This is a genomic window from Streptomyces roseus (assembly GCF_001044425.1).
Classification (GTDB): Bacteria; Actinomycetota; Actinomycetes; order Streptomycetales; family Streptomycetaceae; genus Streptomyces; species Streptomyces roseus.
Map to the genome: position 1 here is coordinate 1 of NZ_LFML01000065.1, position 26,445 is coordinate 26,445.

General features: G+C 71.9%; 25 protein-coding genes, 2 tRNA genes and 1 pseudogene. 18 read left to right on the forward strand and 10 right to left on the reverse strand.

Annotated features, from left to right (window positions below; all coding sequences use genetic code 11):
- The 3 genes from ACS04_RS17010 to ACS04_RS17020 all read left to right on the forward strand — a co-directional run.
- The coding region (locus ACS04_RS17010) for an AIM24 family protein (RefSeq protein WP_048477481.1) at positions 1-904 on the forward strand (904 nt) is incomplete at its 5' end.
- Positions 905-933: 29 nt separating this feature from the next.
- The gene (locus ACS04_RS17015) at positions 934-1,614 is read left to right on the forward strand and encodes an AIM24 family protein (protein WP_048477482.1); all 681 of its coding nucleotides are present in this window, start codon (positions 934-936) and stop codon (positions 1,612-1,614) included.
- A 19-nt stretch (positions 1,615-1,633) separates the two neighbouring features.
- The gene (locus ACS04_RS17020; RefSeq protein ID WP_048477483.1) at positions 1,634-2,389 is read left to right on the forward strand and encodes an AIM24 family protein; all 756 of its coding nucleotides are present in this window, start codon (positions 1,634-1,636) and stop codon (positions 2,387-2,389) included.
- A 65-nt stretch (positions 2,390-2,454) separates the two neighbouring features.
- Here ACS04_RS17020 and ACS04_RS17025 read toward each other — a convergent pair whose 3' ends face one another.
- The gene (locus ACS04_RS17025) at positions 2,455-2,979 is read right to left on the reverse strand and encodes an NUDIX hydrolase (protein WP_048477484.1); all 525 of its coding nucleotides are present in this window, start codon (positions 2,977-2,979) and stop codon (positions 2,455-2,457) included.
- Positions 2,976-4,493: a zinc-dependent metalloprotease gene (locus ACS04_RS17030; protein ID WP_048477485.1), complete on the reverse strand. Its 1,518-nt coding sequence runs from the start codon at positions 4,491-4,493 to the stop codon at positions 2,976-2,978. Before ACS04_RS17030 ends, ACS04_RS17025 begins: the two co-directional genes overlap by 4 nt.
- Before the next feature lie 192 nt (positions 4,494-4,685).
- Between ACS04_RS17030 and ACS04_RS17035 the strand changes: the two genes are divergently transcribed.
- From ACS04_RS17035 to ACS04_RS17050, 4 genes are all read left to right on the forward strand, one after another.
- Positions 4,686-5,840, forward strand: a complete 1,155-nt coding sequence (locus ACS04_RS17035) for an SDR family oxidoreductase (RefSeq protein WP_078864870.1) — start codon at positions 4,686-4,688, stop codon at positions 5,838-5,840.
- A gap of 196 nt (positions 5,841-6,036) precedes the next feature.
- Positions 6,037-6,498, forward strand: coding sequence for a molybdenum cofactor biosynthesis protein MoaE (locus tag ACS04_RS17040; RefSeq protein WP_048477486.1), 462 nt, complete (start codon positions 6,037-6,039; stop codon positions 6,496-6,498).
- Between the two features lie 157 nt (positions 6,499-6,655).
- Positions 6,656-6,853, forward strand: a complete 198-nt coding sequence (locus tag ACS04_RS17045; RefSeq protein WP_048477487.1) for a hypothetical protein — start codon at positions 6,656-6,658, stop codon at positions 6,851-6,853.
- A 117-nt stretch (positions 6,854-6,970) separates the two neighbouring features.
- A complete protein-coding gene (locus ACS04_RS17050; RefSeq protein ID WP_048477488.1) occupies positions 6,971-8,062 on the forward strand; it encodes a YlbL family protein in 1,092 nt (363 codons plus the stop codon).
- Positions 8,063-8,146: 84 nt separating this feature from the next.
- Here ACS04_RS17050 and ACS04_RS17055 read toward each other — a convergent pair whose 3' ends face one another.
- Positions 8,147-8,722: a PPA1309 family protein gene (locus ACS04_RS17055; RefSeq protein WP_209441711.1), complete on the reverse strand. Its 576-nt coding sequence runs from the start codon at positions 8,720-8,722 to the stop codon at positions 8,147-8,149.
- Positions 8,723-8,865: 143 nt separating this feature from the next.
- Between ACS04_RS17055 and ACS04_RS17060 the strand changes: the two genes are divergently transcribed.
- The 4 genes from ACS04_RS17060 to ACS04_RS17075 all read left to right on the forward strand — a co-directional run bounded on the left by ACS04_RS17060 (position 8,866) and on the right by ACS04_RS17075 (position 14,122).
- Positions 8,866-11,742: a UPF0182 family membrane protein gene (locus ACS04_RS17060; protein ID WP_048477490.1), complete on the forward strand. Its 2,877-nt coding sequence runs from the start codon at positions 8,866-8,868 to the stop codon at positions 11,740-11,742.
- A 46-nt stretch (positions 11,743-11,788) separates the two neighbouring features.
- A tRNA-Met gene (locus ACS04_RS17065) sits at positions 11,789-11,862 on the forward strand.
- A 374-nt stretch (positions 11,863-12,236) separates the two neighbouring features.
- A complete protein-coding gene (locus ACS04_RS17070) occupies positions 12,237-13,949 on the forward strand; it encodes a tetratricopeptide repeat protein (protein WP_245236422.1) in 1,713 nt (570 codons plus the stop codon).
- A 99-nt stretch (positions 13,950-14,048) separates the two neighbouring features.
- Positions 14,049-14,122 (forward strand) — tRNA-Met (locus tag ACS04_RS17075).
- Positions 14,123-14,271: 149 nt separating this feature from the next.
- On the opposite strand, the gene ACS04_RS17080 is transcribed toward ACS04_RS17075, so the two are convergent.
- A complete protein-coding gene (locus tag ACS04_RS17080) occupies positions 14,272-14,688 on the reverse strand; it encodes a Fur family transcriptional regulator (protein WP_048477491.1) in 417 nt (138 codons plus the stop codon).
- Between the two features lie 131 nt (positions 14,689-14,819).
- Here ACS04_RS17080 and ACS04_RS17085 point away from each other — a divergent pair, with 131 nt between their 5' ends.
- Positions 14,820-16,289, forward strand: a complete 1,470-nt coding sequence (locus ACS04_RS17085; protein WP_048477492.1) for a catalase — start codon at positions 14,820-14,822, stop codon at positions 16,287-16,289.
- A gap of 58 nt (positions 16,290-16,347) precedes the next feature.
- Here the strand turns inward: ACS04_RS17085 and ACS04_RS17090 are convergent, their stop codons facing one another.
- Together ACS04_RS17090 and hisN are read right to left on the reverse strand one after the other, a co-directional pair.
- Complete coding sequence (locus ACS04_RS17090) at positions 16,348-16,743, reverse strand: CBS domain-containing protein (RefSeq protein ID WP_048477493.1); 396 nt, start codon at positions 16,741-16,743, stop codon at positions 16,348-16,350.
- Between the two features lie 146 nt (positions 16,744-16,889).
- Positions 16,890-17,696, reverse strand: a complete 807-nt coding sequence (hisN, locus tag ACS04_RS17095) for a histidinol-phosphatase (RefSeq protein ID WP_048477494.1) — start codon at positions 17,694-17,696, stop codon at positions 16,890-16,892.
- A gap of 150 nt (positions 17,697-17,846) precedes the next feature.
- Between hisN and ACS04_RS17100 the strand changes: the two are divergent.
- Positions 17,847-18,403: pseudogene (locus ACS04_RS17100) on the forward strand (TetR/AcrR family transcriptional regulator).
- Here the strand turns inward: ACS04_RS17100 and ACS04_RS17105 are convergent.
- The 4 genes from ACS04_RS17105 to ACS04_RS17120 all read right to left on the reverse strand — a co-directional run bounded on the left by ACS04_RS17105 (position 18,397) and on the right by ACS04_RS17120 (position 21,996).
- A complete protein-coding gene (locus ACS04_RS17105; RefSeq protein WP_030225858.1) occupies positions 18,397-18,720 on the reverse strand; it encodes a DMT family transporter in 324 nt (107 codons plus the stop codon). The pseudogene ACS04_RS17100 and the gene ACS04_RS17105 overlap by 7 nt on opposite strands.
- 90 nt (positions 18,721-18,810) lie before the next feature.
- On the reverse strand, positions 18,811-19,821 hold the full coding sequence (gene rsgA, locus ACS04_RS17110) for a ribosome small subunit-dependent GTPase A (RefSeq protein ID WP_048477495.1): 1,011 nt from the start codon (positions 19,819-19,821) through the stop codon (positions 18,811-18,813).
- Between the two features lie 10 nt (positions 19,822-19,831).
- Positions 19,832-21,181 (reverse strand): 3-phosphoshikimate 1-carboxyvinyltransferase, encoded by a 1,350-nt coding sequence (aroA, locus tag ACS04_RS17115; RefSeq protein ID WP_048477502.1) that lies wholly within the window; start codon positions 21,179-21,181, stop codon positions 19,832-19,834.
- Between the two features lie 92 nt (positions 21,182-21,273).
- Complete coding sequence (locus ACS04_RS17120) at positions 21,274-21,996, reverse strand: M50 family metallopeptidase (RefSeq protein ID WP_209441712.1); 723 nt, start codon at positions 21,994-21,996, stop codon at positions 21,274-21,276.
- 53 nt (positions 21,997-22,049) lie between these two features.
- Here ACS04_RS17120 and ACS04_RS17125 point away from each other — a divergent pair, with 53 nt between their 5' ends.
- The 5 genes from ACS04_RS17125 to ACS04_RS17145 all read left to right on the forward strand — a co-directional run.
- Positions 22,050-22,865 (forward strand): SOS response-associated peptidase, encoded by an 816-nt coding sequence (locus tag ACS04_RS17125; RefSeq protein ID WP_048477496.1) that lies wholly within the window; start codon positions 22,050-22,052, stop codon positions 22,863-22,865.
- A gap of 60 nt (positions 22,866-22,925) precedes the next feature.
- Complete coding sequence (locus tag ACS04_RS17130) at positions 22,926-23,591, forward strand: alpha/beta hydrolase family protein (protein WP_048477497.1); 666 nt, start codon at positions 22,926-22,928, stop codon at positions 23,589-23,591.
- 376 nt (positions 23,592-23,967) lie between these two features.
- Complete coding sequence (locus ACS04_RS17135) at positions 23,968-24,612, forward strand: sigma-70 family RNA polymerase sigma factor (protein WP_008741505.1); 645 nt, start codon at positions 23,968-23,970, stop codon at positions 24,610-24,612.
- Entirely contained in the window at positions 24,609-24,911 is a 303-nt protein-coding gene (gene rsrA / locus ACS04_RS17140) for a mycothiol system anti-sigma-R factor (protein ID WP_048477498.1), read from the forward strand. Before ACS04_RS17135 ends, rsrA begins: the two co-directional genes overlap by 4 nt.
- 152 nt (positions 24,912-25,063) lie before the next feature.
- Positions 25,064-26,445: HD-GYP domain-containing protein (locus ACS04_RS17145; protein WP_048477499.1), on the forward strand; the 1,382-nt coding region annotated here is incomplete at its 3' end.

Genomic DNA, 26,445 nt, shown 5'->3' on the forward strand with positions numbered 1-26,445 from the left:
CCCGCCGGCCCCCGCGCCGTACGGCCGGCCGCCGCATGCCCCGCAGCCGCCCGGGCCGCCCGCCTACGGCCAGCAGCCGCAGCCCTCGTACGGCCAGGTACCCGGCTACGGCGGCCAGGTGCCGCCCCCCGCCCCGGCCCCCGCGCCCTACGGCCAGGTCCCCGGCCAGCAGCCGCCCCCGTACGGCCGGCAGATGCCCGGCCAGCAGCCCGGCTACGGCCACGGCGCCCCGCAGGCCGCCGGCGCCGGCCTCGCCGCCGCCCTCCAGCCGTACAAGGAAGTCCCGACGGGTGCCCGCTGGACCGCGCAGAACCACCAGCTCATGCGGGTCGACCTGGCCATGGGCGGCCAGCCCGTCCTCGCCCGCCAGGGCAGCATGGTCCTCTACCAGGGCAAGGTCGACTTCAGCTACAAGGGCGCCGGCTTCGCCGGCCGCATCGTCGGCAATGCCACCGGCCAGGAGATGCAGCTGATGCGCTGCAGCGGCCGCGGCCAGGTCTTCCTCGCCGAGAACGGCGCCCACCTGCACGCCATCGAGCTCCAGGGCGACGGCATCTGCGTCTCCGCCGAGAACGTCCTCGCCTTCGACGAGTCCCTCCAGCACGAGGTCCGCCGCATCGAGGGCCACGGGATCCCCGGCGGCGCCCTGTTCACCATGCTCTTCCAGGGCTCCGGCACGGTGATCGTCAAGACGCACGGCACGCCCGTCGTCCTGCCCGTCACCCCGACCACCTTCGCCGACAGCAACGCCATCGTCGCGTGGTCGGCGGCCTCGCAGGTGATCGTCTCCAGCCAGGTCCGGCTGCGGCGCAACGCCTACCCCGGCCACAGCGGGGAGACCGTGAACCTCCAGTTCCGCGGCGCTCCCGGCAACTTCATCGTCGTCCAGCCGTACGAGGTCTGAGGGAGCCCCACATGAATGCCATGAACGCAATGAACCAGCAGCTCGCGGGCTACGCCCCCACCCCCGTCACGGCCCGCATGGAGAACCACGGCAAGGCCATGCTCAAGGTCGCCATGCAGAGCGGCCAGGACCTCTTCGCGCGCACCGGGTCGATGGTCGCGTACGAGGGCTTCGTCCAGTACGAGCCCAACCCGCCGGCCCTGCGCCAGATGGCCTCCCAGTGGCTCACCGGCGAGGGCGCCCCGCTGATGAAGTGCACCGGCGACGGCCTGCTCTACCTCGCCGACTACGGCGCCGACGTCGTCGTCATCAACCTCGACAACGACGCGCTGTCGGTCAACGGCACCAACCTGCTCGCCTTCGACGCCCAGCTCCAGTGGGGCGTCGAGCGGGTCAAGGGCATGGCGAAGTTCGCCGGCCAGGGCCTGTTCAACGTGCAGATCGCGGGCACCGGATGGGTCGCCATCACCTCCCGCGGCACCCCGATCGTGGTCGACTGCGGCCGCGGCGAGGACGAGACGTACGTCGACCCCGACGCGCTCGTCGCCTGGTCCCCGAACCTCAAGGTGAAGGGCAAGCGCAGCTTCAAGGCCTCGTCGATGATCGGCCGGGGCAGCGGGGAGGCCTACCAGATGGCCTTCTCAGGCCAGGGCATCGTCGTCGTACAGCCCAGCGAGGACAGCACCGACCGGCTCCGGACCCGGGGCTGAGGGGGAGCGGACACACATCATGCAGAGCTCACTTTTCGGCCACGCCGAGCAGCAGTCCCAGGAGCGGTACGCCGTCCAGAACCCGCAGCTGCTGCGGGTCACCCTGGCCGGCTCCGACGACGTCCTCGCCCGCAAGGGCGCCATGGTCGCCTACCAGGGGATCATCGACTTCGACGGCGAGTACCAGAGCACCACGCAGCGCACCGCCCGCGCCCGCACCGGCGAGGGCCTCGACCTGATGCGCTGCTCGGGGCAGGGCACGGTCTACTTCGCCAACCTCGCCCAGTACGTCCACGTCGTGGACGTGGACCAGGACGGCCTCACCGTCGACAGCAGCTACGTGCTGGCCATGGACTCCACCCTGCACACCGAGGCCATCGCGGTCGACAGCCAGTACGGGATCTCCGGCTCCGGCAAGTACCAGCTCAACATCACCGGCCGCGGCAAGGTCGCGCTGATGACCTCCGGGCAGCCGCTGATGATGCAGGTCACGCCCGACAAGTACGTCAACGCCGACGCCGACGCGATCGTGGCCTGGTCCACCTCGCTGCGCGTGCAGATGCAGGCCCAGACGCACTCCTCCGGCGTCTGGCGGCGGCGCGGCAACACCGGTGAGGGCTGGGAGCTCAGCTTCCTCGGCACCGGCTTCGCGCTGGTGCAGCCGAGCGAGGTGCTGCCGCCGCAGAACGCGCAGTTCGGCCAGGGCATGGCCGCGCAGTACGGGATGGGACAGCAGGGCGTCCACGCCCAGAACCAGAACAACGCCTGGAACTAGAACGCAGGCGCGAGGGGCGGCTCCGCGGGATGCGGGGCCGCCCCTAGCGGGCTGTCGGGCGGGTGTCAGAGCCGCGCCCGGGCCGCCTCCATCAGCCGTACGACCGAGGTGTCGGCCGCCGCCGCGACCTCCTCGTACGGGAACCAGCGCAGGTCCAGCGACTCCTCGCTGATCTCGGCCACCGCGTCGGCCGGTGCCAGCGCCGCGTACTGCACGTCCAGGTGCCAGTTGCACGGCGCCGGGATCGGGTGCCGGTCCAGTCGTACGGGGCCGCCCGGGAGCAGGGTCAGCCCGGAGGCGATGCCCGACTCCTCGACGGCCTCGCGCAGGGCGGCGCCGGCGAGAGTGGTGTCCTCGGGCTCGCAGTGGCCGCCCATCTGGAGCCAGATGCCGAGCTTCTTGTGCAGGGTCAGCAGGACGCGCCCGCCCGCCGGGTCGATGACCAGGGCGCTGCCGGTGATGTGGCCGGCCTGGCAGAGCTTGTACATCCCGTCCGGGTGGGCGGCCAGGTGTTCCAGATAGAGGTCGCGGAGCTCGGGCTGGTCCTCGTACCGCTTGAGGACCAGCACCGCGTCGTCGTACAGGCTCACTTCTTCGTTTCACCCTCGCCGTCGGAGTCGGAGTCGGAGTCGGAGCCGGAGCCGGAGCCGGATTCCGGGTCGGACGGGGACTCGGCGGCGGGAGCCGGACCGGAGCCGTCCTGCGGGCCCTGCCCGCCCTGCCCGCGCTTCTGCGCCGCCTCGCCGAGCATCTTGTCGATCTCGGAGAAGTCCAGCTGCTCACGGTGCACGAACCCGTCCGGATCGTCCAGGTCGGAGGCCGTCGGCAGCATGTCCGGGTGCTCCCACAGCCCGTCGCGGCCGTCCACACCGCGCGCGTCGGTCAGCGAGGCCCACAGGCGCGAGGCGTCCCGCAGCCGGCGCGGGCGCAGCTCCAGCCCGACCAGCGTCGCGAAGGTCTGCTCTGCCGGGCCACCGGAGGCGCGCCGCCGGCGCATGGTTTCGCGCATGGCGTCCGCCGAGGTCAGCCGGGGCTTGGCCGCCTCGTGCACGACCGCGTCCACCCAGCCCTCGACCAGCGCGAGCGCCGTCTCCAGCCGGGCCAGGGCGGCCTTCTGCTCGGGGGTGTCCTGCGGCTGGAACATGCCGCCCTGCAGGGCCTCCTGCAGCTGCTCCGGGTTCGACGGGTCGAGCTGGCCGACCACGTCCTCCAGCTTCGAGGTGTCGACCTTGATGCCGCGCGCGTACCCCTCGACCGCGCCGAACAGGTGCGAGCGCAGCCACGGCACGTGCGCGAAGAGCCGGGCGTGGGCTGCCTCGCGCAGCGCCAGGTACAGGCGCACCTCGCCGGCGGGGACGCCCAGGTCCTTGCCGAAGGCCTCGATGTTCAGCGGCAGCAGCGCGGCCTTGCCCGCCGGACCCAGCGGCAGCCCGATGTCGGTGGAGCCCACGACCTCGCCCGCGAGGGTGCCCACGGCCTGGCCGATCTGCTGGCCGAACATGGCGCCGCCCATGGAGCGCATCATCCCGAGCAGCGGGCCCGCCATGGCCTGCATCTCCTCGGGCAGCACGCCGCCCATGGCCACGCCGACGCGCTCGGCGACCGGGTCCACGAGCTCCTTCCACACCGGGAGGGTGGCCTCGACCCACTCGGCGCGGCTCCACGCGACGGCCGTGGTGGCGCCGGAGGGCAGCGAGGTCACCCCGTCCAGCCAATGGTCGGCGAGGCGCACGGCCTCCTCGACGGCGGACCTCTCGGCGATGCCGACGCTGGAGTCCTTCACGCCGTCCGCCGTGCCCTGCGCGACGGTCTGGCGGGCGATGTCCTTGGCCATGTCCCAGTTCACGGGACCGCCCTCGTAGCTGAGCATCTGGCCGAGCTGCTGGAAGGCCGCGCCCAGGTCGTTCGGGTTCATCGAGCCGAACATCGCCGCGAACGGGTTGTCCGCGCCGCCGGGGACGCCGGCTCCGCCCGGCAGGCCCATGCCGGGGAACCCGAACGGATTCGGGCCGCCCTGACCGCCCTGATTGCCCTTCTTCTTGCCTTCGTCGCCGTTCTCCGGCTCCTCCGGCGGAAGGCCGAATCCGAATGGGGTGTCGCTCACGGGTTTCCTCGGCTCGTAGGGCCGCCGGCGGGGGCCGACGGGAAATGGTCCGACAACACCACCCAGCGTAGACACCGGACCCGCTTGCGGGCTCGGTGCTCCGCCGACTCCTGGGCTGCGGCAGGATGGACATCACCTGGTAGGTACGCGTCACGGCGCGTCCCTACTGAAGACAACCGCTGGAGACGCCTGGTGAGTTCCCCAGATCCACAGGTTCGCGCGCCGCACGACGCCGAAAACCGCCCTGAGCACGGTGAGAGCGCCCACGGCGTTCGCCTGCCGCGAAACCACGGAGCACGAGGCCCGGTGATCGCGGTGACCGGAGCCGCCTCCGGGGTCGGTGCGGCCCTGGTGGCCCGCCTGGCCGCATCCGACGAGGTCAAGCAGGTCGTGGCGATCGACGAGCGGCGCGGCGAGTGCACTGCCGCGCAGTGGCACGTCCTCGACGTACGGGACCCGGCGATCGCCGAGAGACTGCGCGGGGCCGACGTGGTCGTCCACCTGGCGCTGGACCTCGACCTGGAGACGGATCCGGCGGCCCGTACGGCGTACAACGTACGCGGGACCCAGACCGTGCTGACGGCGGCCGCGGCGGCCGGGGTGCACCGGGTCGTGCTCTGCACGTCCGCGATGGTCTACGGGGCGCTGCCGGACAACGACATCCCGCTGTCGGAGGACTCCGAGCTGCGGGCCACGGCGGAGGCGACGGGCGTCGGCGACCTGCTGGAGATCGAGCGGCTCGGCCGCCGGGCCCCGCGCGCCCACCCGGGCCTGAACGTGACGGTGGTCCGCCCCGCGGTGCTCGTGGGCGGTACGGACACGGCGCTGACCCGGTACTTCGAGTCCCCGCGCCTGCTGGTGGTGGCCGGATCCCGGCCCACCTGGCAGTTCTGCCACGTGGAGGACCTGGTCAGCGCGCTGGAGTACGCCGCCCTGGAGAAGGTCGAGGGCGAGCTCGCGGTGGGCTGCGAGGGCTGGCTGGAGCAGGAGGAGGTCGAGGAGCTGAGCGGCATCCGCCGCATGGAGCTCCCGTCGGCGGTCGCGCTCGGCGCGGCGGCGCGACTGCACCGGATCGGCCTGACGCCGTCCCCGGCGGGCGACCTCGCGTACACGATGCATCCGTGGGTGATCAGCGTCAGCGCCCTGCACGCGGCGGGCTGGCGGCCGCGCTGGACCAACGAGGAGGTGCTGGCCGAGCTCCTCCAGGAGGTCGCGGGCCGACACACGGTCGCGGGGCGCCGACTGGGCCGCAAGGACGCCACCGCCGCGGGCGCCGCAGGAGCCACCGTCGCCCTGCTGGGCGCGGCGGCGGTGGTCCGCGCGGCCCGTCGCCGGCGCGGGCTCTGACCTGCCGCGGCGCTCCGGCAGCCCTGGCGGCCGGGTCTGCCCGCAGCCCTGCCGGCAGACCTCCGGACCGCCTTCCGGCCGCCCGCCACGGCGGCCGGAGCACCGCCGCTCCTGTAGGAGGCTCCATACGCGTGGGTCGTACAGCCGGTCGAATCGGCTATATCGCGATGTGAGACCCGTGGTGCACGATGGCTGCATGGCACCGCACTTCGACCACCCCGGCGAGCAGGCCGCTCCGGACCCGATCCGGCTGCTCGAGATCCGTGAGACCCCGCTCTCGATAGACGAGGTCTTCAAGGCCGTCGGCGACGACGCCACGGGCGGCACCACGCTCTTCGTCGGCACGGTGCGCAACCACGACGGCGGGGCCGACGTGGACGGGCTCGGCTACTCCTGCCACCCGTCGGCCGAGGCCGAGATGCGCCGCATCGCCGAGCGGGTGATCGCCAAGTACCCGGTCCGCGCCCTGGCCGCGGTCCACCGCATCGGCGACCTGACCGTCGGCGACCTCGCGGTGGTCGTCGCCGTGTCCTGCCCGCACCGCGGCGAGGCCTTCGAGGCCTGCCGGATGCTGATCGACGACCTGAAGCACGAGGTCCCGATCTGGAAGCACCAGACCTTCTCCGACGGCACGGAGGAGTGGGTCGGCGCCTGCTGAGGCGGGTCCGGCCCCCCGCGCGCAAGCCGGGCGGGGCGAACGGGTACTGTCCCACCCGTTCGGCCGCGCAACACGCCCTCGATTTGCGTAACCCCCTCCCGGGCACGAGCGTTGAAGCCACCAACGACACGTACTTTCGGGGCAGGGAGGCACGTCCATGGCGTCATTGGCGTGGTTGTTGATTCCGCTGTTCGCCGCCATCGGAGCGGCGATATGGGGCAGCTGGGCGGCTCGCGACCGCACCCAAGGCGACATATCCGAACTCGCGGGATACGCGAGGTTCCGTGAAGCGATGGACAAGGCCGATCAGGCCAGGACGAAGGAAGCGGCCCATTCCGGTTCCGACGCGGTGTGACGCGTCCCGGTCGAGGCCCCCTGAATGTCCGCGGGACCCGCGGGGAGTTCCGCGCAGCGCCCCCGTACGGACCGGCCCCGGCGGCCGCCCGTCAGGGCCGTCCCGTACTGTCGATCCATGCCACGCCGCACTGCGACGATGCTCGCCTCCACCCTCATGCTGTTCGCGCTGCTCTGCGCAGGGGTGTTCATCAAGGTCCCGTACTCGGAAATGAGCCCGGGCCCGACGGTGAACACGCTCGGCGATTCCCACGGCGAGCCCGTCATCAGGATCGCGGACCACAAGACGTACCCGGCCGGCGGACACCTCAACATGACGACGGTCCGCGTCACCGGCGCCGACTACGACATGAACCTGCTGGAAGCGGTCTACGGCTGGCTGTCGGACGACAACATCGTCGTCCCGCACGAGAACCTCTACCCGGACGGGAAGACGGAGGAGCAGTCCACCCAGGAGAACGCGGAGGAGTTCAGCCAGTCGCAGGAGAGCGCCAAGGTGGCCGCCCTCAAGCAGCTGGGCACGCCGGGCGTCAGCACCCGCGTCGTGGTCTCCACCGTGGTCAAGGGCAGCCCCGCCGAGGGCAAGCTGCACGCCGGTGACGTGATCCGGGCCGTGGACGGCAATCCCGTCAACGCCCCCGAGGACGTGGCCAAGCTGGTCACCAAGCGCAAGGCCGGCGAGCAGGTCGAGTTCACCATCGTGCCCGCCGCCGAGGCGGCCGAGGCCGAGAAGGCGCACCGCGAGCCCACCGGTTCCTCCAAGGTCGTCCTCACCACCGCCAAGGCGGAGGGAGACGGGCACGCCGTCGTCGGCATCCGGGCGGGCACCGACCACACCTTCCCGTTCGCGATCGACATCAAGCTGGCCGACATCGGCGGCCCCAGCGCCGGGCTGATGTTCGCCCTCGGCATCGTCGACAAGCTCACCCCGGGCGATCTGACCGGCGGCAAGTTCGTCGCGGGCACCGGCACCATCGACGACACGGGCAAGGTCGGCCCCATCGGCGGCATCCAGATGAAGACGATCGGCGCGCGCAAGGCCGGCGCCGAGTACTTCCTGACGCCCGCTGAGAACTGCGGCTCGGCCTCCGAGCACATCCCCGACGGCCTGACCCTCGTCAAGGTCTCGACGATCGACGACGCCACGAAGGCGCTGGAGAAGATCAGCAAGGGGGACACGGCCGGGCTGCCGCAGTGCGGCAAGCCCTGACCGGTACGACCTCAGCGACCCCTGCGACCGCTACGAGCCCTGCGGCCGGCGCGGCCGGCACCCGCGCCGGTTCCCCGTCCCCGCTCAGTCCAGGAAGGTCGCGGCCAGTGCCTCGGCCAGACCCGGGACCAGGCTCGCGCCGGTCAGCACCTCGGTCGAGGAGTCCTTCTCGCGCAGCCGCACCGCGGACTCGCGCGAGCCGTCGCGCAGCACGCCGACCGTCAGGCGCACCTCCTGCCGGTCCGGGTGCGCGGCGACCCACTTGGCCAGCTGCTTGTCGCTGAGGCCCTCCGGTACGGAGGCCTCCGCGGACGGCGGCAGCATCAGCCGCTCCACCGTCAGCGCGCAGCCCGCGATCGACGGGGGCCAGGCGATGGTTCCCAGGAACTTGTCCAGCGGCGTGCCCTTCGGCACCTCGTCCTGCTCGATCGGGGTCAGCTGGCTCTTGCCCGCGTCGTCCTGGTCCTGGCCGAGCTGGCGGGCGAGCCGCGGCTCGGACTTGCGCAGCTGTGCGGTGTCGACGAGCGCGAACAGCCGGGCGGGCTTGTCCCAGCCGAGGGAGGAGGCGTACTCGTCGATCTCGAGGACGGCACGCGTCAGGGGGGTGGCGGCCATCGGCGTGCCGCCCGGGGAAGGCGAAAGGTTGGACATGGACAACATCCTGCCTCCTTTCCGCCCGATAACGGGAACTGACTAAAGCCTCAGTAAGTTGCATGAGTGGGCCCTACCATCGGGGGCCCAGCTTTTGAATTGTCCAGCCACGACACTCAGCGACTTTCGAGGTGCGCACCTTGGCTTTCCAGATGCCGGACCGCGGCGCAGGCCCCTCCGGGCCACGGATGAGAGTCGGCCGCCCCTCCCGGCGCGCCCGGACTCTTCTGCTGACCTTGGGCGTACTGGCCGTCCTGGCCATGGCGTTCATCATGTTCGCGGGCTTCTGGACGGACTGGCTCTGGTTCCGCTCCGTGAAGTACTCCACCGTCTTCACCACCACCCTGTGGACCAAGATCGGCCTCTTCGCCGTCTTCGGCCTGCTGATGGCCGGCGCCGTCGGGCTGAACATCTGGCTGGCGTACCGGCTGCGGCCGCCGCTGTCCGCGATGTCGATGGAGCAGCAGAGCCTCGACCGCTACCGGATGAGCGTCGCCCCGTACAAGCGGTGGCTGCTCCTCGGGATCGCGGCGCTCGTCGGCATGATCGCGGGCGCCTCCGCGGCGGGCCAGTGGAAGACCTGGCTGATGTACGTGAACGGGGTGGCCTTCGGGCAGAAGGACCCCCAGTTCCACCTGGACGTGTCGTTCTACACCTTCGACCTGCCCTGGTACCGGTTCCTGCTCGGCTTCGGCTTCGCCGCGGTCGTGCTGTCGGTGATCGCCGCGGTCGTCGTCCACTACCTGTACGGCGGACTGCGCGTGACGAGCCCGGGCGCCCGGGCCACGGCCGCCGCGACCGGTCACCTGTCGGTGCTGCTCGGCCTCTTCGTGACCCTGAAGGCGATCGCGTACTGGCTCGACCGGTACGGCCTCGCCGTGAAGTCCAGCGACTTCAAGGCCGCGGACAACTGGACCGGCCTGCGCTACGTCGACGCGAACGCGTACCTGCCGGCGAAGACGATCCTCGTCGCCATCGCCGCCATCTGCGCCGTGCTCTTCTTCGCGACGCTGTGGCGCCGCACCTGGCAGCTGCCGGTCATCGGCTTCGGCCTCATGGTCCTCTCGGCGATCCTGATCGGCGGGCTCTACCCGGCGATCGTGCAGAAGTTCCAGGTCCAGCCGAACGAGCAGGCCAAGGAATCGCCGTACGTCGAGAAGAACATCAAGGCGACGCGCGACGCCTACGGGATCGACCAGTCGGACGTCAAGGACTACCCGGGCGTCCCGCAGACCGCAGACAAGACCAAGCTGCGCGAGGCGGCCGACACCACCGCCAGCGTCCGCCTCCTCGACCCGAACATCGTCTCCCCGGCCTTCCAGCAGCTCCAGCAGGTCAAGGGCTACTACGCCTTCCCGTCCACGCTCGCCGTGGACCGCTACAGCGGCCAGGACACGGTCATCGGGCTGCGCGAGCTGAACATCGGCGGCATCCCGAAGAACAACTGGATCAACGACCACTTCAAGTACACGCACGGCTACGGCGTGGTCGCGGCCAAGGGAACCACCGTCAAGGACGGCGCCCCCGACTTCACCCAGTCCGACCTGCCCTCGAAGGGCATGTTCGGAACGGACTTCGAGCAGCGCATCTACTACGGCGAGCAGACGAAGCAGTACTCGATCGTCGGCGGTCCGCAGAAGGAGCTCGACTACTCGGACGACAAGGGCGAGAAGGAGACGAGCTACAAGGGCGACTCCGGCGTCAACCTCGACAACCCCGTCAACCGGGCGGCGTACGCGCTCGCGTTCAGCGAGCCGCAGATCCTCTACTCCGGCGCCATCGGCGACGGCTCGCGGATCCTCTACCACCGCACGCCCAAGGAGCGCGTCGAGGCCGTCGCCCCGTGGCTGACCATCGACGGCGCCCCGTACCCGGCGGTCATCGACGGCCGGATCAAGTGGATCGTGGACGCGTACACGACGACCAACGGCTACCCGTACGCCTCGCGGACCACGCTGGGCCAGAGCACCGCGGACTCCCTCACCAACAGCCAGCGCGCCGTGGTGGCCCAGGAGAACCAGGTCAACTACATCCGCAACTCGGTCAAGGCGACGGTCGACGCGTACGACGGCACGGTCAGCCTGTACCAGTGGGACACCGGCGACCCGGTCCTGAAGACCTGGATGAAGGCGTTCCCGGGAACGGTCAAGCCCAAGAGCGACATCTCCAAGCCGCTCATGGACCACCTGCGCTACCCGCAGGACCTCTTCAAGGTCCAGCGCGAGCTGCTCACCCGGTACCACGTGACCGACCCGCAGACCTTCCTCAGCGGCAGTGAGGCCTGGGCCGTCCCGGACGACCCGACGACCAAGGCCGGCACGGCGGTCCCGCCGTACTACCTGTCGATGAAGATGCCGGGCCAGAAGGAGAAGGACCAGGTCTTCTCGCTCACCACGACGTTCACCCCAAACGAGCGGGACAACCTGAGCGCCTTCATGGCGGTCAACGCCGATCCGGGCACCCCGGACTACGGCAAGATCAGAATCCTGAAGCTGCCGACCAGCAAGCCGGTCGACGGCCCCAAGCAGGTCCAGAGCAAGTTCCAGTCGGAGCCGAAGATCGCCGAGTCGATCAGGCTGCTGCGCGGCGGTGACTCCGAGGTCGAGTACGGCAACCTGCTCGCGGTGCCGCTCGACGGCGGGATGCTGTACGTGGAGCCGGTGTACGTGCGCAGTTCGGGGCTGAAGTACCCGCTGCTGCGCAAGGTGCTGGTGACGTACGGGAACCAGACGGCGTTCGAGGACAGCCTGGAGAAGGCGCTCAACGTGGTCTTCGGGGCGGAGGCGCCGACGGTGCCGACGACTCCGGTGACCCCGCCGGGCGAGGGCACCACCACGCCCCCGACCGCGACGGACCCGACGGTCAAGTCGGCCCTCGACGACGCCAAGAAGGCCATCGACGCGGCCGAGAAGGCACGTCAGGCCGGCGACTGGGCGGCCTTCGGCAAGGCGCAGGACGACATCAAGGCGGCGCTCCAGCGGGCGATCGACGCGGAGGCGAAGCTGACGGCCCCGACCCCCGGGGGATGAGCCGGTAATGGCCCCGTCCCGCGTCGTGATACTGTGGTTTCACCGACGCGGGGTGGAGCAGCTCGGTAGCTCGCTGGGCTCATAACCCAGAGGTCGCAGGTTCAAATCCTGTCCCCGCTACTGAAGACGAAGGCCCGGATCCATGGGATCCGGGCCTTCGTCATGTCCTGGTCCGCCAGGTCGTTCGTCATGTCCAGGGGGACACGCGGGGGTCATGAGGTAGCTGAGACGGATGAGTTGGGGTGGGGTCGTGTTTGACTTGTCTCTCTGTGGGCATGTCGACAAAACGCTGTAGTGACCCTCACAGGCTGCGACATACCAGGTGTACGCGGGTAGCAGGTGATGCGACGATGGGATTTATGGGGGACAGGTCAACTCTGCTCGAGACAGGGCGGTTTGTGAGGGCGGAAGTCGAGTCGGGCGTAGAGGCCAACGATGGGGCTCCGGTCGTTAACGCGCAGACCGCACTGACCGATGCGGATTTCGCGGAGGAAATGTTCGCCGAGACGGACCCGGCGAGCGACACCGAGCTGGAGGCACGGCACCGGGTCGCAGCCGACCGGGGCGACCCGGGCGCGATGAGCGTGCTCGGCGCGCTCCTGCTGCGCCGCGGCGACCTGGCCGGTGCCGAGCCGTACCTGCGCGGCGCCACCGCGGAAGGGGACCGCGCCGCCGCGAACAACCTCGGCGTGCTCCTGCTCCAGCGCGGCTACCCCGACGAGGCCGCCGGCTGGTGGAGGGTCGCCGCCGTGGCCGGATCCGCGCCGGCCGCCCACGCCCTGGGCCGCCACTTCCGCGAGCGCGGGGACGAGCCCGCCGCCGAGTACTGGCTGCGCCAGGCGGCGGAATCCGGCCACGCCCTGGGCGCGTACGGGCTCGCCGACCTGCTGGAGCACCGCGGCGACAAGGGCGTCGAGCGCTGGCTGCGCCAGGCCGCCGAGCAGGGGCACCGCGAGGCCGCCTACCGGCTGGCCCGGCACCTGCGCAAGGGCGACCCGGCCGAGGCCGAGCAGTGGTACCGGCAGGCCGCCGCGCGCGGGCACCGTCGCGCCGCGCTGCACCTGGGCGCCCTCCTGGAGGCGCGCGGGGAGCTCAAGGAGGCCGGGCGCTGGTACCTGACCTCCGCCAAGCAGGGCGAGGCGCGCGCCGCGTGCGCGCTCGGCTTCCTGCTGCGCGACGCGGGCGACGAGGAGAGCGCCGTCGCGTGGTGGAACCGGGCGGCGCAGGACGGCGACGGCAACGCGGCCAACGCGCTGGGCGCCCTGCACGCCGCGCGGGGTGAGACCCAGACCGCGGAGAAGTGGTACCGCACCGCCATGGACGCGGGCGACCAGAACGGGGCGTACAACCTTGCTTTGCTGTGCGCCGCACAGGAGCGGACCGCGCAGGCCGAGCAGTGGTACCGGCGGGCGGCCTACGCGGGCCACCGCGAGGCGGCCAACGCCCTCGCGATCATGCTGCTCCAGGTCGGCGACGCGGCGGGAGCCGAGCCGTGGTTCTCGAAGGCGGCCGAGGCGGGCAGCGTCGACGCCGCGTTCAACCTCGGGATCCTGTTCGCGAGCCGCGACGACGACCGCACCGCCCTGAAGTGGTACGAGCGGGCCGCCTCGGCCGGCCACACGGACGCGGCGCTCCAGGTCGGCATCGCGCTGGTGCGCGACGGCGAGGAGCGGGCGGCCGAGCGGCACCTGCGCTGCGCCGCCGGCGGCGGCAGCGCGGAGGCCGCGTTCCGGCTGGCCGCGCTGTTGGAATCGCTGGCTCCGCCGCCGGAGCCGGTGGCGCTGGGCGAGCCGGTGGGCGGCGCCCCGAAGACCGAGAGCGAGGAGTGGTACGAGCGGGCCGCGGAGCTCGGGCACCGTCGCGCGCAGGTGCGGGTCGGGATGCTGGCTGCCGCGCGGGGCGATCTCGCCGTGGCGGCGCGGTGGTACCGCGAGGCGGCCGAGGCCGGCTCCCGCAACGGGGCGTTCAACCTCGGCCTGCTGCTGGCCCGTGAGGGGAACGAGCCGGAGGCCGCGCTGTGGTGGACCCGTGCCGCGGTGGCCGGCCACGGCCGGGCGGCGCTGCGCTTGGGGCTGCTCGCCGCGCGCCACGGGGACCTGGCGGAGGGGCAGAAGTGGTGCGTGCGGGCCATGGAGCTGGGCCCGGCGGAGGTCTCCGAGCGTGCGGCCCGGCTGCGCGAGGCTCTGGCGGAGGAGCTCTCCGCCTGACGGTGCTCGGCGCGCGGCGCGCGGCGGGACCCCCCCTGAGCTGGAACGTTAAGCGATTTGCATCTGTCGGGTGGCGTCGCGTAAAGTCGTGTTTACCGACGCGGGGTGGAGCAGCTCGGTAGCTCGCTGGGCTCATAACCCAGAGGTCGCAGGTTCAAATCCTGTCCCCGCTACTGAAGGCCGAAGGCCCGGATCCTCTGGATCCGGGCCTTCGGTCGTTTCCCGCGGCCCGCGATATGACCCGCGCGACACGACATGAAGAGGAGGGCCCGGGAGCAGTGCTCCCGGGCCCGTTCGTTCCTCAAGCGTCGCGTCCCCGCCGTCACGCCCCCGCGCAGGACGGGCACAGCCCGCGGTAGGTCACCTCGACCGCCGAGACCACGAAGCCGAAGCGTTCGGCGTCGGGCAGGTCGCCGAGCGGGTTGCCCGCCGGGTGCACGTCGCGGATCGCCCCGCACTGCGCGCACACCAGGTGCTGGTGGGGCTTGTGCGCGTTCGGGTCGTACCGCTTGGCCCGGCGGTCCGTGGCGACCTCCAGGACCTCGCCGAGGGACACCAGCTCGCCCAGCGTGTTGTAGACGGTGGCGCGCGAGATCTCCGGCAGCTTGGCCACCGCGCGCGCGTGCACCTCGTCGGCCGTCAGGTGAACGTGGTCACCGTCGAGCACCTCGGCCACGACGCGCCGCTGTGCGGTCATGCGCCATCCGCGTCCGCGAAGTCGTTCCAGCAGGTCACTCATGGACACCAGCCTAACAGCGAGGGATTCGGTGTAACTCCCGAACCAGTGCGGACTTGGAACCTTACTTGACCTAGACAAAGTCCATTGTAGGATCGAGTACGGCAAGGGCCAAGGACAGGCACATGGCAGGAATGACGCAGGAGGCGCACGTGACGCAGGGACCGCTCACCACGGAGGCCGGGGCTCCGGTCGCCGACAACCAGAACAGCGAGACGGCCGGCGTCGGGGGTCCCGTCCTGGTCCAGGACCAGCTGCTCCTGGAGAAGCTGGCCCACTTCAACCGCGAGCGCATCCCGGAGCGCGTGGTGCACGCCCGCGGCGCCGGTGCGTACGGCACCTTCACCCTCACCCGCGACGTCTCGCAGTGGACCCGCGCCGCGTTCCTGTCCGAGGTCGGCAAGCAGACCGAAACGTTCCTGCGCTTCTCCACCGTCGCGGGCAACCTCGGAGCGGCCGACGCGGTGCGCGACCCCCGCGGCTGGGCGCTGAAGTTCTACACCGAAGAGGGCAACTACGACCTCGTCGGCAACAACACCCCGGTGTTCTTCATCAGGGACGCCATCAAGTTCCCGGACTTCATCCACACCCAGAAGCGCGACCCGTACACCGGCTCGCAGGAGGCGGACAACGTCTGGGACTTCTGGGGGCTGTCGCCCGAATCCACCCACCAGGTGACCTGGCTGTTCGGCGACCGCGGCATACCCGCGTCCTACCGCCACATGGACGGCTTCGGCTCGCACACCTTCCAGTGGAACAACGAGGCCGGCGAGGTCTTCTGGGTCAAGTACCACTTCAAGACCGACCAGGGGATCAAGAACCTCACCCAGGCCGAGGCCAACAAGCTGGCCGGTGAGGACCCCGACTCGCACCAGCGCGACCTGCGCGAGTCCATCGAGCGAGGCGATTTCCCGACCTGGACCGTGCAGGTCCAGATCATGCCCGCGGCCGAGGCGGCCCAGTACCGCTTCAACCCGTTCGACCTCACCAAGGTGTGGCCGCACGCGGACTACCCGCCGATCGAGATCGGCAAGCTGGAGCTCAACCGCAACCCGGAGAACGTCTTCGCCGAGGTCGAGCAGTCCGTCTTCAGCCCGGCCCACTTCGTCCCCGGCATCGGTCCGTCCCCGGACAAGATGCTCCAGGGCCGTCTCTTCGCGTACGGCGACGCCCACCGCTACCGCGTCGGCATCAACGCCGACCACCTGCCGGTGAACCGCCCGCACGCCACCGAGGCGCGCACCCACTCCCGTGACGGCTTCCTCTACGACGGCCGCCACAAGGGCGCGAAGAACTACGAGCCGAACAGCTTCGGCGGCCCCTTCCAGACGGACCGCCCGCTGTGGCAGCCCATCGAGGTCACCGGCGGCACGGGCAACCACGCCGTCCCGGTCCACTCCGAGGACAACGACTTCGTCCAGGCCGGCGACCTGTACCGCCTGATGTCCGAGGACGAGCGGGCCCGTCTGATCGAGAACCTGTCCGGCTTCATCGCCAAGGTCTCCCGCGACGACATCGCCGAGCGCGCGATCGACAACTTCCGCCAGGCGGACGGTGACTTCGGCAAGCGGCTCGAAGCCGCGGTCCAGGCCCTTCGCGGCTGACACGACCCGCTCGCCGAGCGTTGAAGGGCCGGACCCCTCGGGGTCCGGCCCTCCGGCTTTACGCCGGTACGGTGCTGCGCCGGGCCGGGACCCAGCAGCGGATCACGTCGCGCACCGACACGATGCCGACGGGGCCGCCGTGCTCCAGCACGATCAGATGGCGGAAGCCCCCGCGGACCATTGCCTCGGCGGCCTCCTGGACGGTGGCCTGCGGGGTGCAGAACACCACGTTGTTGGTGGTGTGCGCGCCCACGGACTCCCGGTCGGGATCGTGGCCCGCGCCGATGGAGTTGAGGATGTCGCGTTCGGTCAGGATGCCGATGCCGCTGTGGTCGGGATCGAGGACGACGGCCGCGCCGACCCGTCGGCCGGACATCAGGCAGGCCGCCTGCCGGAGGGTGTGGGCAGGTCCGAGGGTGAGGATCACGGTGCTCATGGCGTCGCGGACGAGCATGAAGAGAGCCACCTCCTGGGGAGAGTCCTCCGCGCACTTAGAGAAGGTCTTCACAAGCGCACAAGCGGAGGAGTCTCAGATTCCCATGGGTACGGAGGGTCATCAAGAGGGCGCACCCGGTCGTCCGGGAGCAGGACCCGCACGGCTCAGGCGCGCGGGCGCAGAAGCCCCAGCATCTCCTCGTGCAACAGTCCGTTCGAGGCGGCCGCGTTCCCGCCGTGCACGCCCTCCACGCCGTCCAGGTCCGTGAACCGGCCGCCCGCCTCCTGGACCACGACCGCGATGGCCGCCATGTCCCACAGGTTCAGCTCAGGCTCGGCGCACAGGTCCAGCGAGCCCTCGGCGACCATCATGTACGGCCAGAAGTCGCCATAGCCGCGGGTGCGCCAGCACTGCCGGGTCAGGTCCAGGAACCCGCCGAGGCGGCCCTGCTCCTCCCAGCCGCTCAACGAGGAGTAGGCGAACGAGGCGTCACCGAGCGCGGCGACCTTCGAGACCCCGAGCGGTACGGGCGCACCGCCCAGCGCACCGCCGGCGTACGCGCCCCCGCCCTGCGCCGCCCACCAGCGGCGGCCCAGAGCCGGCGCCGAGACCACGCCGACCACCGGCCGGAAGACCCCGTCGGAGCCCTCCTCCATCAGCGAGATCAGCGTCGCCCACACGGGGACGCCGCGCACGTAGTTCTTCGTACCGTCGATCGGGTCCACGACCCAGCGGCGCGGGCCGCTGCCCTTGAGCCCGTACTCCTCGCCCAGGATGGCGTCGGCGGGCCGCGCGGCCTCGATCCCGGCCCGGACGATCTCCTCGGCGGCCCTGTCCGCCTCGCTCACCGGGGTCATGTCCGGCTTCGTCTCGACCAGCAGGTCGAGGGCGCGGAACCGCTGCATCGTGGCGGCGTCCGCCGCGTCGGCGAGTTCGAGGGCGAGGCGGAGGTCATCGTCATACTCGGGCATGCCCGAACAGTATCGGGACCGCCCACGGGCGGCGAACGGCGTCCACGGTGCGGCCCGGCGGCGCCCTTGACAGGATCTGTCGCCCCGTCAACTCTGGCGGGAGAGCCGAGCGGGGAATCGGAGCGGGGCAAGTCGAGCGGGGAGGCGCGCATGCCGGCAGCCCGGGAGTCCTTGCTGGAAGCGGCGGGAGCGGCGCTCATGGCGCGCCCCTGGCCGTCGGTGCGGATGGTCGACGTGGCCGCCACCGCCGGGGTGTCCCGGCAGACCCTCTACAACGAGTTCGGCGGCAAGGCGGGCCTGGGCCGTGCCCTGGTGCGCCGCGAGGCGGACTGGTACCTCGAAGGGGTGGACCGGGTGCTGCGCCCCCCGCCGCCGGCGCAGAGCGCCTCGCCTCGGTCGCGGAGTGGACCGTACGGGCCGCCCGCGCGCGTCCCCTCGTACGAGCCCTGCTGACGGGGTGCTGGGACGGGAACCTGCCCGTGCCGCCCGGGCAGGGGGTGCGCCCCGGCGTGCCGGCCCCGGGGCCCGGGGAGCTGGCCCGGGCCGTGCGCGACCGGGCCTCGGCCACGCTCAGCCCGGGGGAGGCGGCCCAGCACTGCGAGCTCGCCGTACGCCTGGCCCTCTCGTACGTGATAGCGCCGGGCGAGGAGCCGGGGCTCGGGGAGCTGATGCGGCTGCTGCGCCTGCTCGCCGCGCCCGCTCAGTGAGCCGAACCGGAGAGCTGGAGTCCGATGACGCCCAGGATGACCAGCGAGATCGAGACGAGTTTGAGGGTCGAGACGAGGTCGCCGAGGAAGACCATGCCGTAGATGGCCGTTCCGGCGGCTCCGATGCCCGTCCACACCGCGTAGGCCGGGCCCACGTCGAGCTTCTTCAGTGCCAGCGTCAGCAGGCCGAAGCTGCCGAGGGCGAAGCAGGCGAAGGCGATCGTCGGCCACAGGCGGGTGAAACCGTGGGAGAGCTTGAGGCAGACCGCGAAGCCGGTCTCCAGGATTCCGGCGACGACCACCAGCAGCCAGGCCATGGCCATGCCTCCCCGCGTCAGGTGACGTCGTGTCACGTGGTGCGATTATGCATTTACCAGGCCCGGCGCACGGCAAACCCCGCCGGAGGATCAGTCCCCTTCGCGACGCTCGCGGGTCTCGAGGAGCCGCCGCAGCGAGTACAGGCGCGCCGGATCCGCGTGGCCGTCCTCCACCCACTTGTCGAGCGCGCAGTCCTGCTCGTCGTGGCTGCAGGCCCGCGGGCAGTCCTCCGTACCGGGCACGAGGTCCGGGAAGGCCAGGATCACCCGGGACGGGTCCACGTGGTTCAGACCGAAGGAGCGCACGCCCGGGGTGTCGATGACCCAGCCGTCACCGCCCGGCAGCGGCAGCGCGAGCGCCGAGGTGGTGGTGTGCCGGCCGCGGCCGGTCACGGCGTTGACGTGCCCGGTGGCGCGCTGGCGCCCCTCGGCGACCAACGAGTTCACCAGGGTGGTCTTGCCGACGCCGGAGTGGCCGACGAAGGCGGTGATCCGGCCGTTCAGGCGCTCGCGCACCCGGTCGGCGGCGTCGCCCGTCGCGAGCTCCTCGCGGTTGGTCACCACGTAGTCCAGCCCGAAGGTGGAGTAGATCTCCAGGATCTTGTCCGCGGAGGTCAGGTCCGACTTCGTGAGCACCAGCAGGGGCTCCAGCCCGGCGTCGTACGCGGCCACCAGACAGCGGTCGATCATCCGAGGGCGCGGCTCCGGATCGGCCAGCGCCGTGACGATCGCCAGCTGGTCCGCGTTGGCGACGACCACGCGCTCGTACGGGTCGTCATCGTCCGCGGTGCGCCGCAGGACGGACTTGCGCTCCTCGATGCGCACGATCCGCGCGAGGGTGTCCTTCTTGCCGGTCAGATCGCCGACGATCCAGACCCGGTCACCGACCACGGCCGCCTTGCGGCCCAGCTCGCGGGCCTTCATCGCGTGGATGGTGCGGCCGTCGACCAGGCAGGTCAGCCGGCCGCGGTCGACGGTCAGGACGAAGCCCTCGGCCGCGTCCTCGTGCTTGGGCCGGATGGTGGTCCGGGGCCGGTTGCCCTTGGGGTTGGGCCGCTGGCGGATGTCGTCTTCGTCGGTGTGCTTGCCGTACCTGCGCATGACGGGGGCCCTACGCTCCCGCTACTCGCGTCGTCAGGCCGAGCATGTCGGCCCACATCCTCGGGAAGTCCGGCAGGGTCTTCGCGGTCGTCGCCACGTTCTCGATCAGCACGCCCTCCACCGCGAGGCCGATCACCGCGCCGGCGGTGGCCATCCGGTGGTCGTCGTAGGTGTGGAACACCCCGCCGTGCAGCGGACGCGGGCGGATGTGCAGGCCGTCGGCGGTCTCGGTGACGTCGCCGCCCAGCTCGTTGATCTCCTTGGTGAGCGCCGCCAGGCGGTCCGTCTCGTGCAGCCGCAGGTGCGCCACCCCGCGCAGGGTGGACGGGGAGTCGGCCAGTGCCGCGACGGCCGCGATCCCGGGGGTGAGCTCGCCGACCTCGCCCAGGTCCACGTCGATGCCGTGGATCTTGCCGCTGCCGGTGAAGACCAGGCCCGCGTCGGTCAGCTCGCAGGAGCCGCCCATCTCCGTGAAGATCCGGCGCAGTTCGTCGCCGGGCTGGGTGGTGCGGCGCGGCCAGTCGGGGATCGTGACCGTACCGCCCGTGATCAGCGCGGCGGCCAGGAACGGCTGCGCGTTCGACAGGTCCGGCTCCACGATCACGTCACGGCCCAGCAGCGCGCTCGGCGCCACCCGCCACACGTTCGGCTCACCGCCGGCCTCGGGGGTGTCGACCTGGGCGCCCGCCGCGCGCAGCATCTCCACCGTCATCCGGATGTGCGGCATCGACGGCAGCGTGGTGCCGGTGTGGCGGACCTCGACGCCCTGGTTGAAGCGCGGGCCCGACAGCAGCAGGGCCGAGACGAACTGGGAGGAGTTGGACGCGTCGATCTCGACGACACCGCCCTCCAGCGCCCCGCCGCCCTGGACGGTCAGCGGCAGCGCGCCCCGGCCGTCGTCGTCGATCCGGGCGCCGAGGGTGCGCAGGGCGCTGATGACCTGGCCCAGCGGGCGCTCGTAGGAGCGCGGGTCGCCGTCGAAGCGGATGTCGCCGGAGGCCAGGGTGGCGACGGGCGGCAGGAAGCGCATGACCGTGCCCGCGTTGCCGACGTCGACGGTGGCCGGTCCGTGCAGTGCGGCCGGGATGACCCGCCAGGCCTCGCCGCCGGCGCCGTCGCCGGAGCTGGAGGAGGCGGTCTCCTCGATGCCGACGCCGAGCGCGCGCAGGGCGTCCGACATCAGCTGGGAGTCGCGCGAGCGCAGCGGGCGGCGCACCCAGCCCGGCTCGGCGGCGAGCGCCGCGAGGACGAGGGCGCGGTTGGTGACCGACTTCGACCCGGGCACGGTGACGGTGGCGTGGACGGTGCCGTCGGCGAGCGGAGCGGGCCAGAGGGCGGGGAGCGCGGGGGTCTCGGTCATGGCCACCACTTTAGTGGCTCACCCCGGCCCCAGATCTTGATCGCCCGCTGGTCTCGGAGGTTGGACGGGGCGGTCGGCCGCGGGGGCGCGCCTCAGAGGCCGAGGAGCCAGCGTCCGCCCCCGACGAGGGAGCACAGGGTGACGGCGTGGAAGAGGAGGAGCCAGGCCACCGGGTGGACGTGGGTCAGGCGCCCCAGCTGGTCCGCGTCGGAATCCGGCGCCCCGCCGCCCCGGCGCTTGGCGCCCAGCTCGAAGACCGGCCGCACCCCGCCCAGCAGCAGGAACCACACCACCAGGTACGCGAAGACCGCCTGGACCTCGGCCGGGGCCAGCCAGGAGACCAGGACGAACGCGGCGCCCGACAGCACCACCGTCAGGGCGCCGTACGCGTTGCGGATCATCACCAGCATCGCCAGCAGCAGGGCGGTCGCCGCCCACAGCAGCAGCGTGATCCGGTGGGCCGACAGCAGCGCGGCCCCGCCCAGACCGAGCAGCGAGGGCGCCGTGTACCCGGCCGCGGCGGTCAGGATCATCCCGAGCCCGGTCGGCTTGCCGCGGCTGACGGTGACCCCGCTGGTGTCGGAGTGCAGCCGGATCCCGTCGAGGCGCCGCCCGGTCAGCAGCGCCAGCAGCCCGTGGCCGCCCTCGTGGGCGATGGTCACGGCGTTGCGCGACAGCCGCCACAGCGGGCGCGGCCCCACGGCGGCCAGGGCGACCACGCCCGTCACGATCACCAGCCACAGGGCCGGCGGGGTCTGTATGCCCGTGAGCCGGTCCCACAGGCCTGCGGCGGTGCTGTCCGGGGAGCTGTTCATGGAGTGGCGGACTCCTTGCGGTGGTGGGCGGGTGGGATGGCAGTCTGGCAGCCATGTGCGGACGGTATGCGGCGAGTCGTAGGCCCGAGGACCTGGTGGAGGCCTTCGGCATCGAGAAGTGGGAGCCCGAGGAGACCCTGGCCCCCGACTGGAACGTGGCGCCGACCAAGGAGGTCCACGTCGTCCTCGACCGCCCCGTGAAAGACGCCGCGGACCCGCGTCCGGTTCGTCAGCTGCGCACGGTGAGGTGGGGGCTCGTCCCCTCCTGGGCCAAGAACCCCGACGGCGCCGCCCGGATGATCAACGCGCGCTCCGAGACCGTGGCCGAGAAGCCCTCCTTCCGCCGCCCCTTCGCGCAGCGCCGCTGCATCGTCCCCGCCGACGGCTACTACGAGTGGGTCACCGCCCACGACGAGCGGGAGCTGGAGGTCGAGGGCAAGAAGAAGCGGGCCCGCAAGCAGCCCTACTTCGTGCTCCCCGCCGACGGCTCCGTCTTCGCCATGGCCGGCCTCTACGAGTTCTGGCGCGACCCGACGCTGCCCGCCGAGCACCCGCGGGCCTGGTGGGCGACCTGCTCGGTGATAACCGCCGAGGCCGAGACCGGACCGCTGGGCGTGGCCCCCGCCGAGGGGCCGGCCTCCCTGGCCGATATCCACCCCCGGATGCCGCTGATGCTGACCCCGGACCGCTGGGACGCCTGGCTGGACCCCGCCCGGACCGACACGGACGAACTCCAGGCCCTGCTCGCGCCGCCGCCGGGCGGCCTGATGCGCGCGTACCCGGTGTCCACCGCCGTCAGCAACGTGCGCAACAACGGTCCGGAGCTCCTCCACGAGCTGGCCGCGCCCGAGGAGGCCACGCTCTTCTAGGCCGCACCCCCGGGGTGTCCGGGCCCCGGCCCGGCTCCCGGCGCGGGCAGGATGGGCGCCATGACCACGCGTACGCGCACCCAGAGCGTCGACACCCCGGCGGGCGAGGCCCGCATCACCTGGCACCCCGTCCCCGCCCGTACGGCGGCCCGTCTCGTACTGGCCGTCAGCCACGGAGCCGGCGGCGGGATCGAGGCCCGCGACCTCCAGGCGCTGGCGGCCGCCCTGCCCGCGCACGGGGTGACCGTGGCGCTGGTCGAGCAGCCGTGGCGGGTGGCGGGGAAGAAGGTGGCCGCCGCGCCCAAGGTGCTGGACGAGGGGTGGCGGGGCCTGTGGCCGGCGCTGGCGCAGCCGGGGCCGCCCGTGGTGGCGGGCGGACGCAGCGCCGGGGCGCGGGTGGCCTGCCGGACCGCCGCCGAGCTGGGCGCGGCCGCGGTGCTGGCCCTGGCGTTCCCGCTGCACCCGCCGGGCCGCCCGGAGAAGTCCCGGGCCGCCGAGCTCACCGGGGCCGGGCGGCCCACCCTGGTGGTCCAGGGCGGCCGGGACCCGTTCGGGCGCCCGCAGGAGTTCCCGGCGCCGGCCGCGCAGGAGCCGTACGAGCTGGTGGAGGTCCCGCACGCCGATCACGGCTTCGCCGTGCCGAAGAAGGCGGACCTGACGCAGGACGAGGCCCTCGCGGTGATCACCGGGGCCGTCACCGCCTGGCTCGCCGGGCTTCCCCTGTGACCCCCGCCCCCCGGACGGGGCCCCTGCTCCCGGGCGCCCCTCGAACGGACGCGTCCGGGGACCGGGACGATCGCGCGGTGATCCGCATCACACCGCGGCCGCGCACCTGACAGAGGCCGAAGCCCCCGGCCCCGCCCGGGAATGCGGGGCCCGACCCTTCTGTTGTGCGGGATGTCAGAACGCACGGGATCAGTCGGAGGAGAGGGACCGCATGACCCAGGTCATCAGCCAGCACCGTCCGCAGGCGGCAGGCCTGGACTGGACGGTCCTGCCCGCGCCCAAGCGCCGCCCGCTTCAGGCGGCGGAGGGCCGGGATGGTCGACTATTCTCCGATTCGAGCGGGTCCGCTTTCGGAGCCGTCACGCAGTCGGAGGAGGTGGGTCCTGTCGCTGGGACCGACGAAGGCCACGCGGAGGAGACCACCCCGGAGCGCAACGCGCGCTTCGAGAGGGACGCCCTCGGCTACCTCGACCAGATGTACTCGGCCGCGCTGCGCATGACGCGCAATCCGGCCGACGCCGAGGACCTGGTCCAGGAGACGTATGCGAAGGCGTACGCGTCCTTCCACCAGTTCCGCGAGGGCACCAATCTCAAGGCGTGGCTCTACCGCATTCTGACCAACACGTTCATCAACTCCTACCGCAAGAAGCAGCGTGAACCGCAGCGCAGCGCGGCCGAGGAGATCGAGGACTGGCAGCTGGCGCGCGCCGAGTCGCACATGTCGACGGGCCTTCGCTCCGCCGAATCGCAGGCGCTCGACCACCTGCCCGATTCGGATGTGAAGGAAGCGCTCCAGGCCATTCCCGAGGAGTTCCGCATCGCGGTCTATCTTGCCGACGTAGAGGGCTTTGCGTACAAGGAGATCGCGGACATCATGGGTACACCCATCGGTACGGTCATGTCGCGACTGCACCGTGGCCGCCGTCAACTCCGCGGAATGCTGGAGGACTATGCCCGTGAGCGCGGGCTGGTCCCCGCGGGCGCGGGAGAGTCGAACGACCTGAAAGGCTCGGGCTCATGAGCTGCGGAGAGCCGCACGAGACGGATTGCTCTGAGGTCCTGGACCACCTGTACGAGTTCCTGGACCACGAGATGCCGGACAGCGATTGCACGAAGTTCGAGACGCACTTCGGCGAATGCAATCCCTGCCTGGAGAAGTACGGCCTGGAGCAGGCCGTCAAGAAGCTGGTGAAGCGCTGCTGCGGTTCGGACGACGTGCCGACCGACCTGCGCTCGAAGGTCATGGGGCGGATCGAGCTGATCCGTTCCGGCCAGGCCGTCCCCGAGCACGACGTGACCGCGGACCCCGCCACCGGCTGATCGAACAACAGCCCCTGGAAGCCGAATCGTTCACTCGAACGTGCTAATCCGGGGGTGCTCGTACGGCGCAATAGGAAAATGTGGCCCCCTGCGGAAGGGGGCCCCACTTATTCTCCCCAAACGGTGTGCACGGCCAAGGGGAGGAGAGCGCCATGCGGGTACGTCCGCCGGGGGCCCGGCCCCTCCTCCTGTGGGCCGTCGTCCTGTGCGCCGCCCTCGCGGCCTGCGCCGCGACCGCCCCGGCCCTCGCCCCGGGATCCGGTACGCCCTGGGCCGCCGTCGGGCTCCTCGCCTTCCTCTACCTCGGCTGCGAACTGCTCCGGATCTGCCCGCTGCCGGGCATCCGCGTCCCCGAGGGCATCGGCTCCTTCTTCCCCGTGCTCCTCGCCGCCGTCTTCCTGCTGCCCCCGGCCGCCGCCGCGCTCGTCGCGCTGCCCGGCGCCCTCGCCCAGGCGGTGGCCGGGCGCCCCGCCTGGATCCGGCGCGTGTGGCACGCGGCGCAGCAAGCCGTCGCCACCTGGGCCGCCGCGCGGACGTTCGGCCTGCTGGGCGGGCCGGGCGCGCTGGGCGGAAGCCGCTCCGGCGGGGCCGGGGTGGCCGGCCCGCTCGCGGACTTCCCGTACGCGCTGCTGCCCGCGGCGGCCGCTGCCTGCGCCTTCTGCCTCGTACTGGCCGCCCTCGACGGGGCCGTCCTGGCCGCGGCCGAACGCCGGCCCGTCCGCACGGCATGGCGCGGGTCGTTCACCCGCTCCCTGGTCCCGCACTGCGTGCACGGTCTCGCGGGGCTGATGATGGCCGTCCTGTGGCGCAGCCCGTACGGGCTGCCGGCCGCGCTGCTCGTCCTGCTGCCGATGTACATCTCCTGCCGGGTCTTCGCCCAGTACCACCGCGAACGGGCCGCCCACCAGGCCACGATCCGGGCGCTCGTCCAGGCCGTCGACCTCAAGGACCGCTACACGCGCGGCCACGGCGAGCGCGTCGGCCAGGCCTCCGCGATGATCGCCCGCGAGCTGGGCATGGACGCGGAGCGGCTCGAAGTCGTCCGCATCGCCGGGATCCTGCACGACGTCGGCAAGATCGGCGTCCCGACCCGGCTGCTGCGCAAGGACGGCCCGCTGACCCGGGAGGAGCGCCGGGTCATCGAGCTGCATCCCGAGTACGGGCACGAGATGGTGCGCGGCATCGGCTTCCTGGGCGAGGCCCGGTCCGCGATCCTGCACCACCACGAGCGGGTCGACGGCTCCGGGTACCCGTACGGGCTGAGCGGCGAGCAGATCCCGGTGCCGGCCCGGGTGGTGGCGGTGGCCGACGCCTTCGACGCGATGACCTCGACCCGCTCCTACAGCCGGGCCCGGCCGGTGCCGGTGGCCCTGGCCGAGCTGGAGCGGTGCGCCGGGGCCCACTTCGACCCGGTGATGGTGCGCGCGCTGGTCGAGGCGATCGGCCGGGACGGCTGGCACCCGGTGGTCACCGCGGACGAGGACGACCTCCAGGTGATCCCGGCCGGATCCGCCCCCGGCCTGGCGGCGACGGC

Coding starts and splice junctions, on each gene's coding strand:
- ACS04_RS17085 (WP_048477492.1), top strand. CDS start 14,820: ATGACGCAGGAGGCGCACGTGACGCAGGGACCGCTCACCACGGAGGCC.
- ACS04_RS17060 (WP_048477490.1), top strand. CDS start 8,866: ATGCCGGACCGCGGCGCAGGCCCCTCCGGGCCACGGATGAGAGTCGGC.
- ACS04_RS17070 (WP_245236422.1), top strand. CDS start 12,237: ATGTTCGCCGAGACGGACCCGGCGAGCGACACCGAGCTGGAGGCACGG.
- aroA (WP_048477502.1), bottom strand. CDS start 21,181: ATGACCGAGACCCCCGCGCTCCCCGCCCTCTGGCCCGCTCCGCTCGCC.
- ACS04_RS17090 (WP_048477493.1), bottom strand. CDS start 16,743: ATGCTCGTCCGCGACGCCATGAGCACCGTGATCCTCACCCTCGGACCT.
- ACS04_RS17130 (WP_048477497.1), top strand. CDS start 22,926: ATGACCACGCGTACGCGCACCCAGAGCGTCGACACCCCGGCGGGCGAG.
- ACS04_RS17015 (WP_048477482.1), top strand. CDS start 934: ATGAACCAGCAGCTCGCGGGCTACGCCCCCACCCCCGTCACGGCCCGC.
- ACS04_RS17120 (WP_209441712.1), bottom strand. CDS start 21,996: ATGAACAGCTCCCCGGACAGCACCGCCGCAGGCCTGTGGGACCGGCTC.
- ACS04_RS17080 (WP_048477491.1), bottom strand. CDS start 14,688: ATGAGTGACCTGCTGGAACGACTTCGCGGACGCGGATGGCGCATGACC.
- rsgA (WP_048477495.1), bottom strand. CDS start 19,821: ATGCGCAGGTACGGCAAGCACACCGACGAAGACGACATCCGCCAGCGG.
- rsrA (WP_048477498.1), top strand. CDS start 24,609: ATGAGCTGCGGAGAGCCGCACGAGACGGATTGCTCTGAGGTCCTGGAC.
- hisN (WP_048477494.1), bottom strand. CDS start 17,696: ATGCCCGAGTATGACGATGACCTCCGCCTCGCCCTCGAACTCGCCGAC.
- ACS04_RS17045 (WP_048477487.1), top strand. CDS start 6,656: ATGGCGTCATTGGCGTGGTTGTTGATTCCGCTGTTCGCCGCCATCGGA.
- ACS04_RS17040 (WP_048477486.1), top strand. CDS start 6,037: ATGGCACCGCACTTCGACCACCCCGGCGAGCAGGCCGCTCCGGACCCG.
- ACS04_RS17125 (WP_048477496.1), top strand. CDS start 22,050: ATGTGCGGACGGTATGCGGCGAGTCGTAGGCCCGAGGACCTGGTGGAG.
- ACS04_RS17105 (WP_030225858.1), bottom strand. CDS start 18,720: ATGGCCTGGCTGCTGGTGGTCGTCGCCGGAATCCTGGAGACCGGCTTC.
- ACS04_RS17020 (WP_048477483.1), top strand. CDS start 1,634: ATGCAGAGCTCACTTTTCGGCCACGCCGAGCAGCAGTCCCAGGAGCGG.
- ACS04_RS17050 (WP_048477488.1), top strand. CDS start 6,971: ATGCCACGCCGCACTGCGACGATGCTCGCCTCCACCCTCATGCTGTTC.
- ACS04_RS17055 (WP_209441711.1), bottom strand. CDS start 8,722: ATGTTGTCCATGTCCAACCTTTCGCCTTCCCCGGGCGGCACGCCGATG.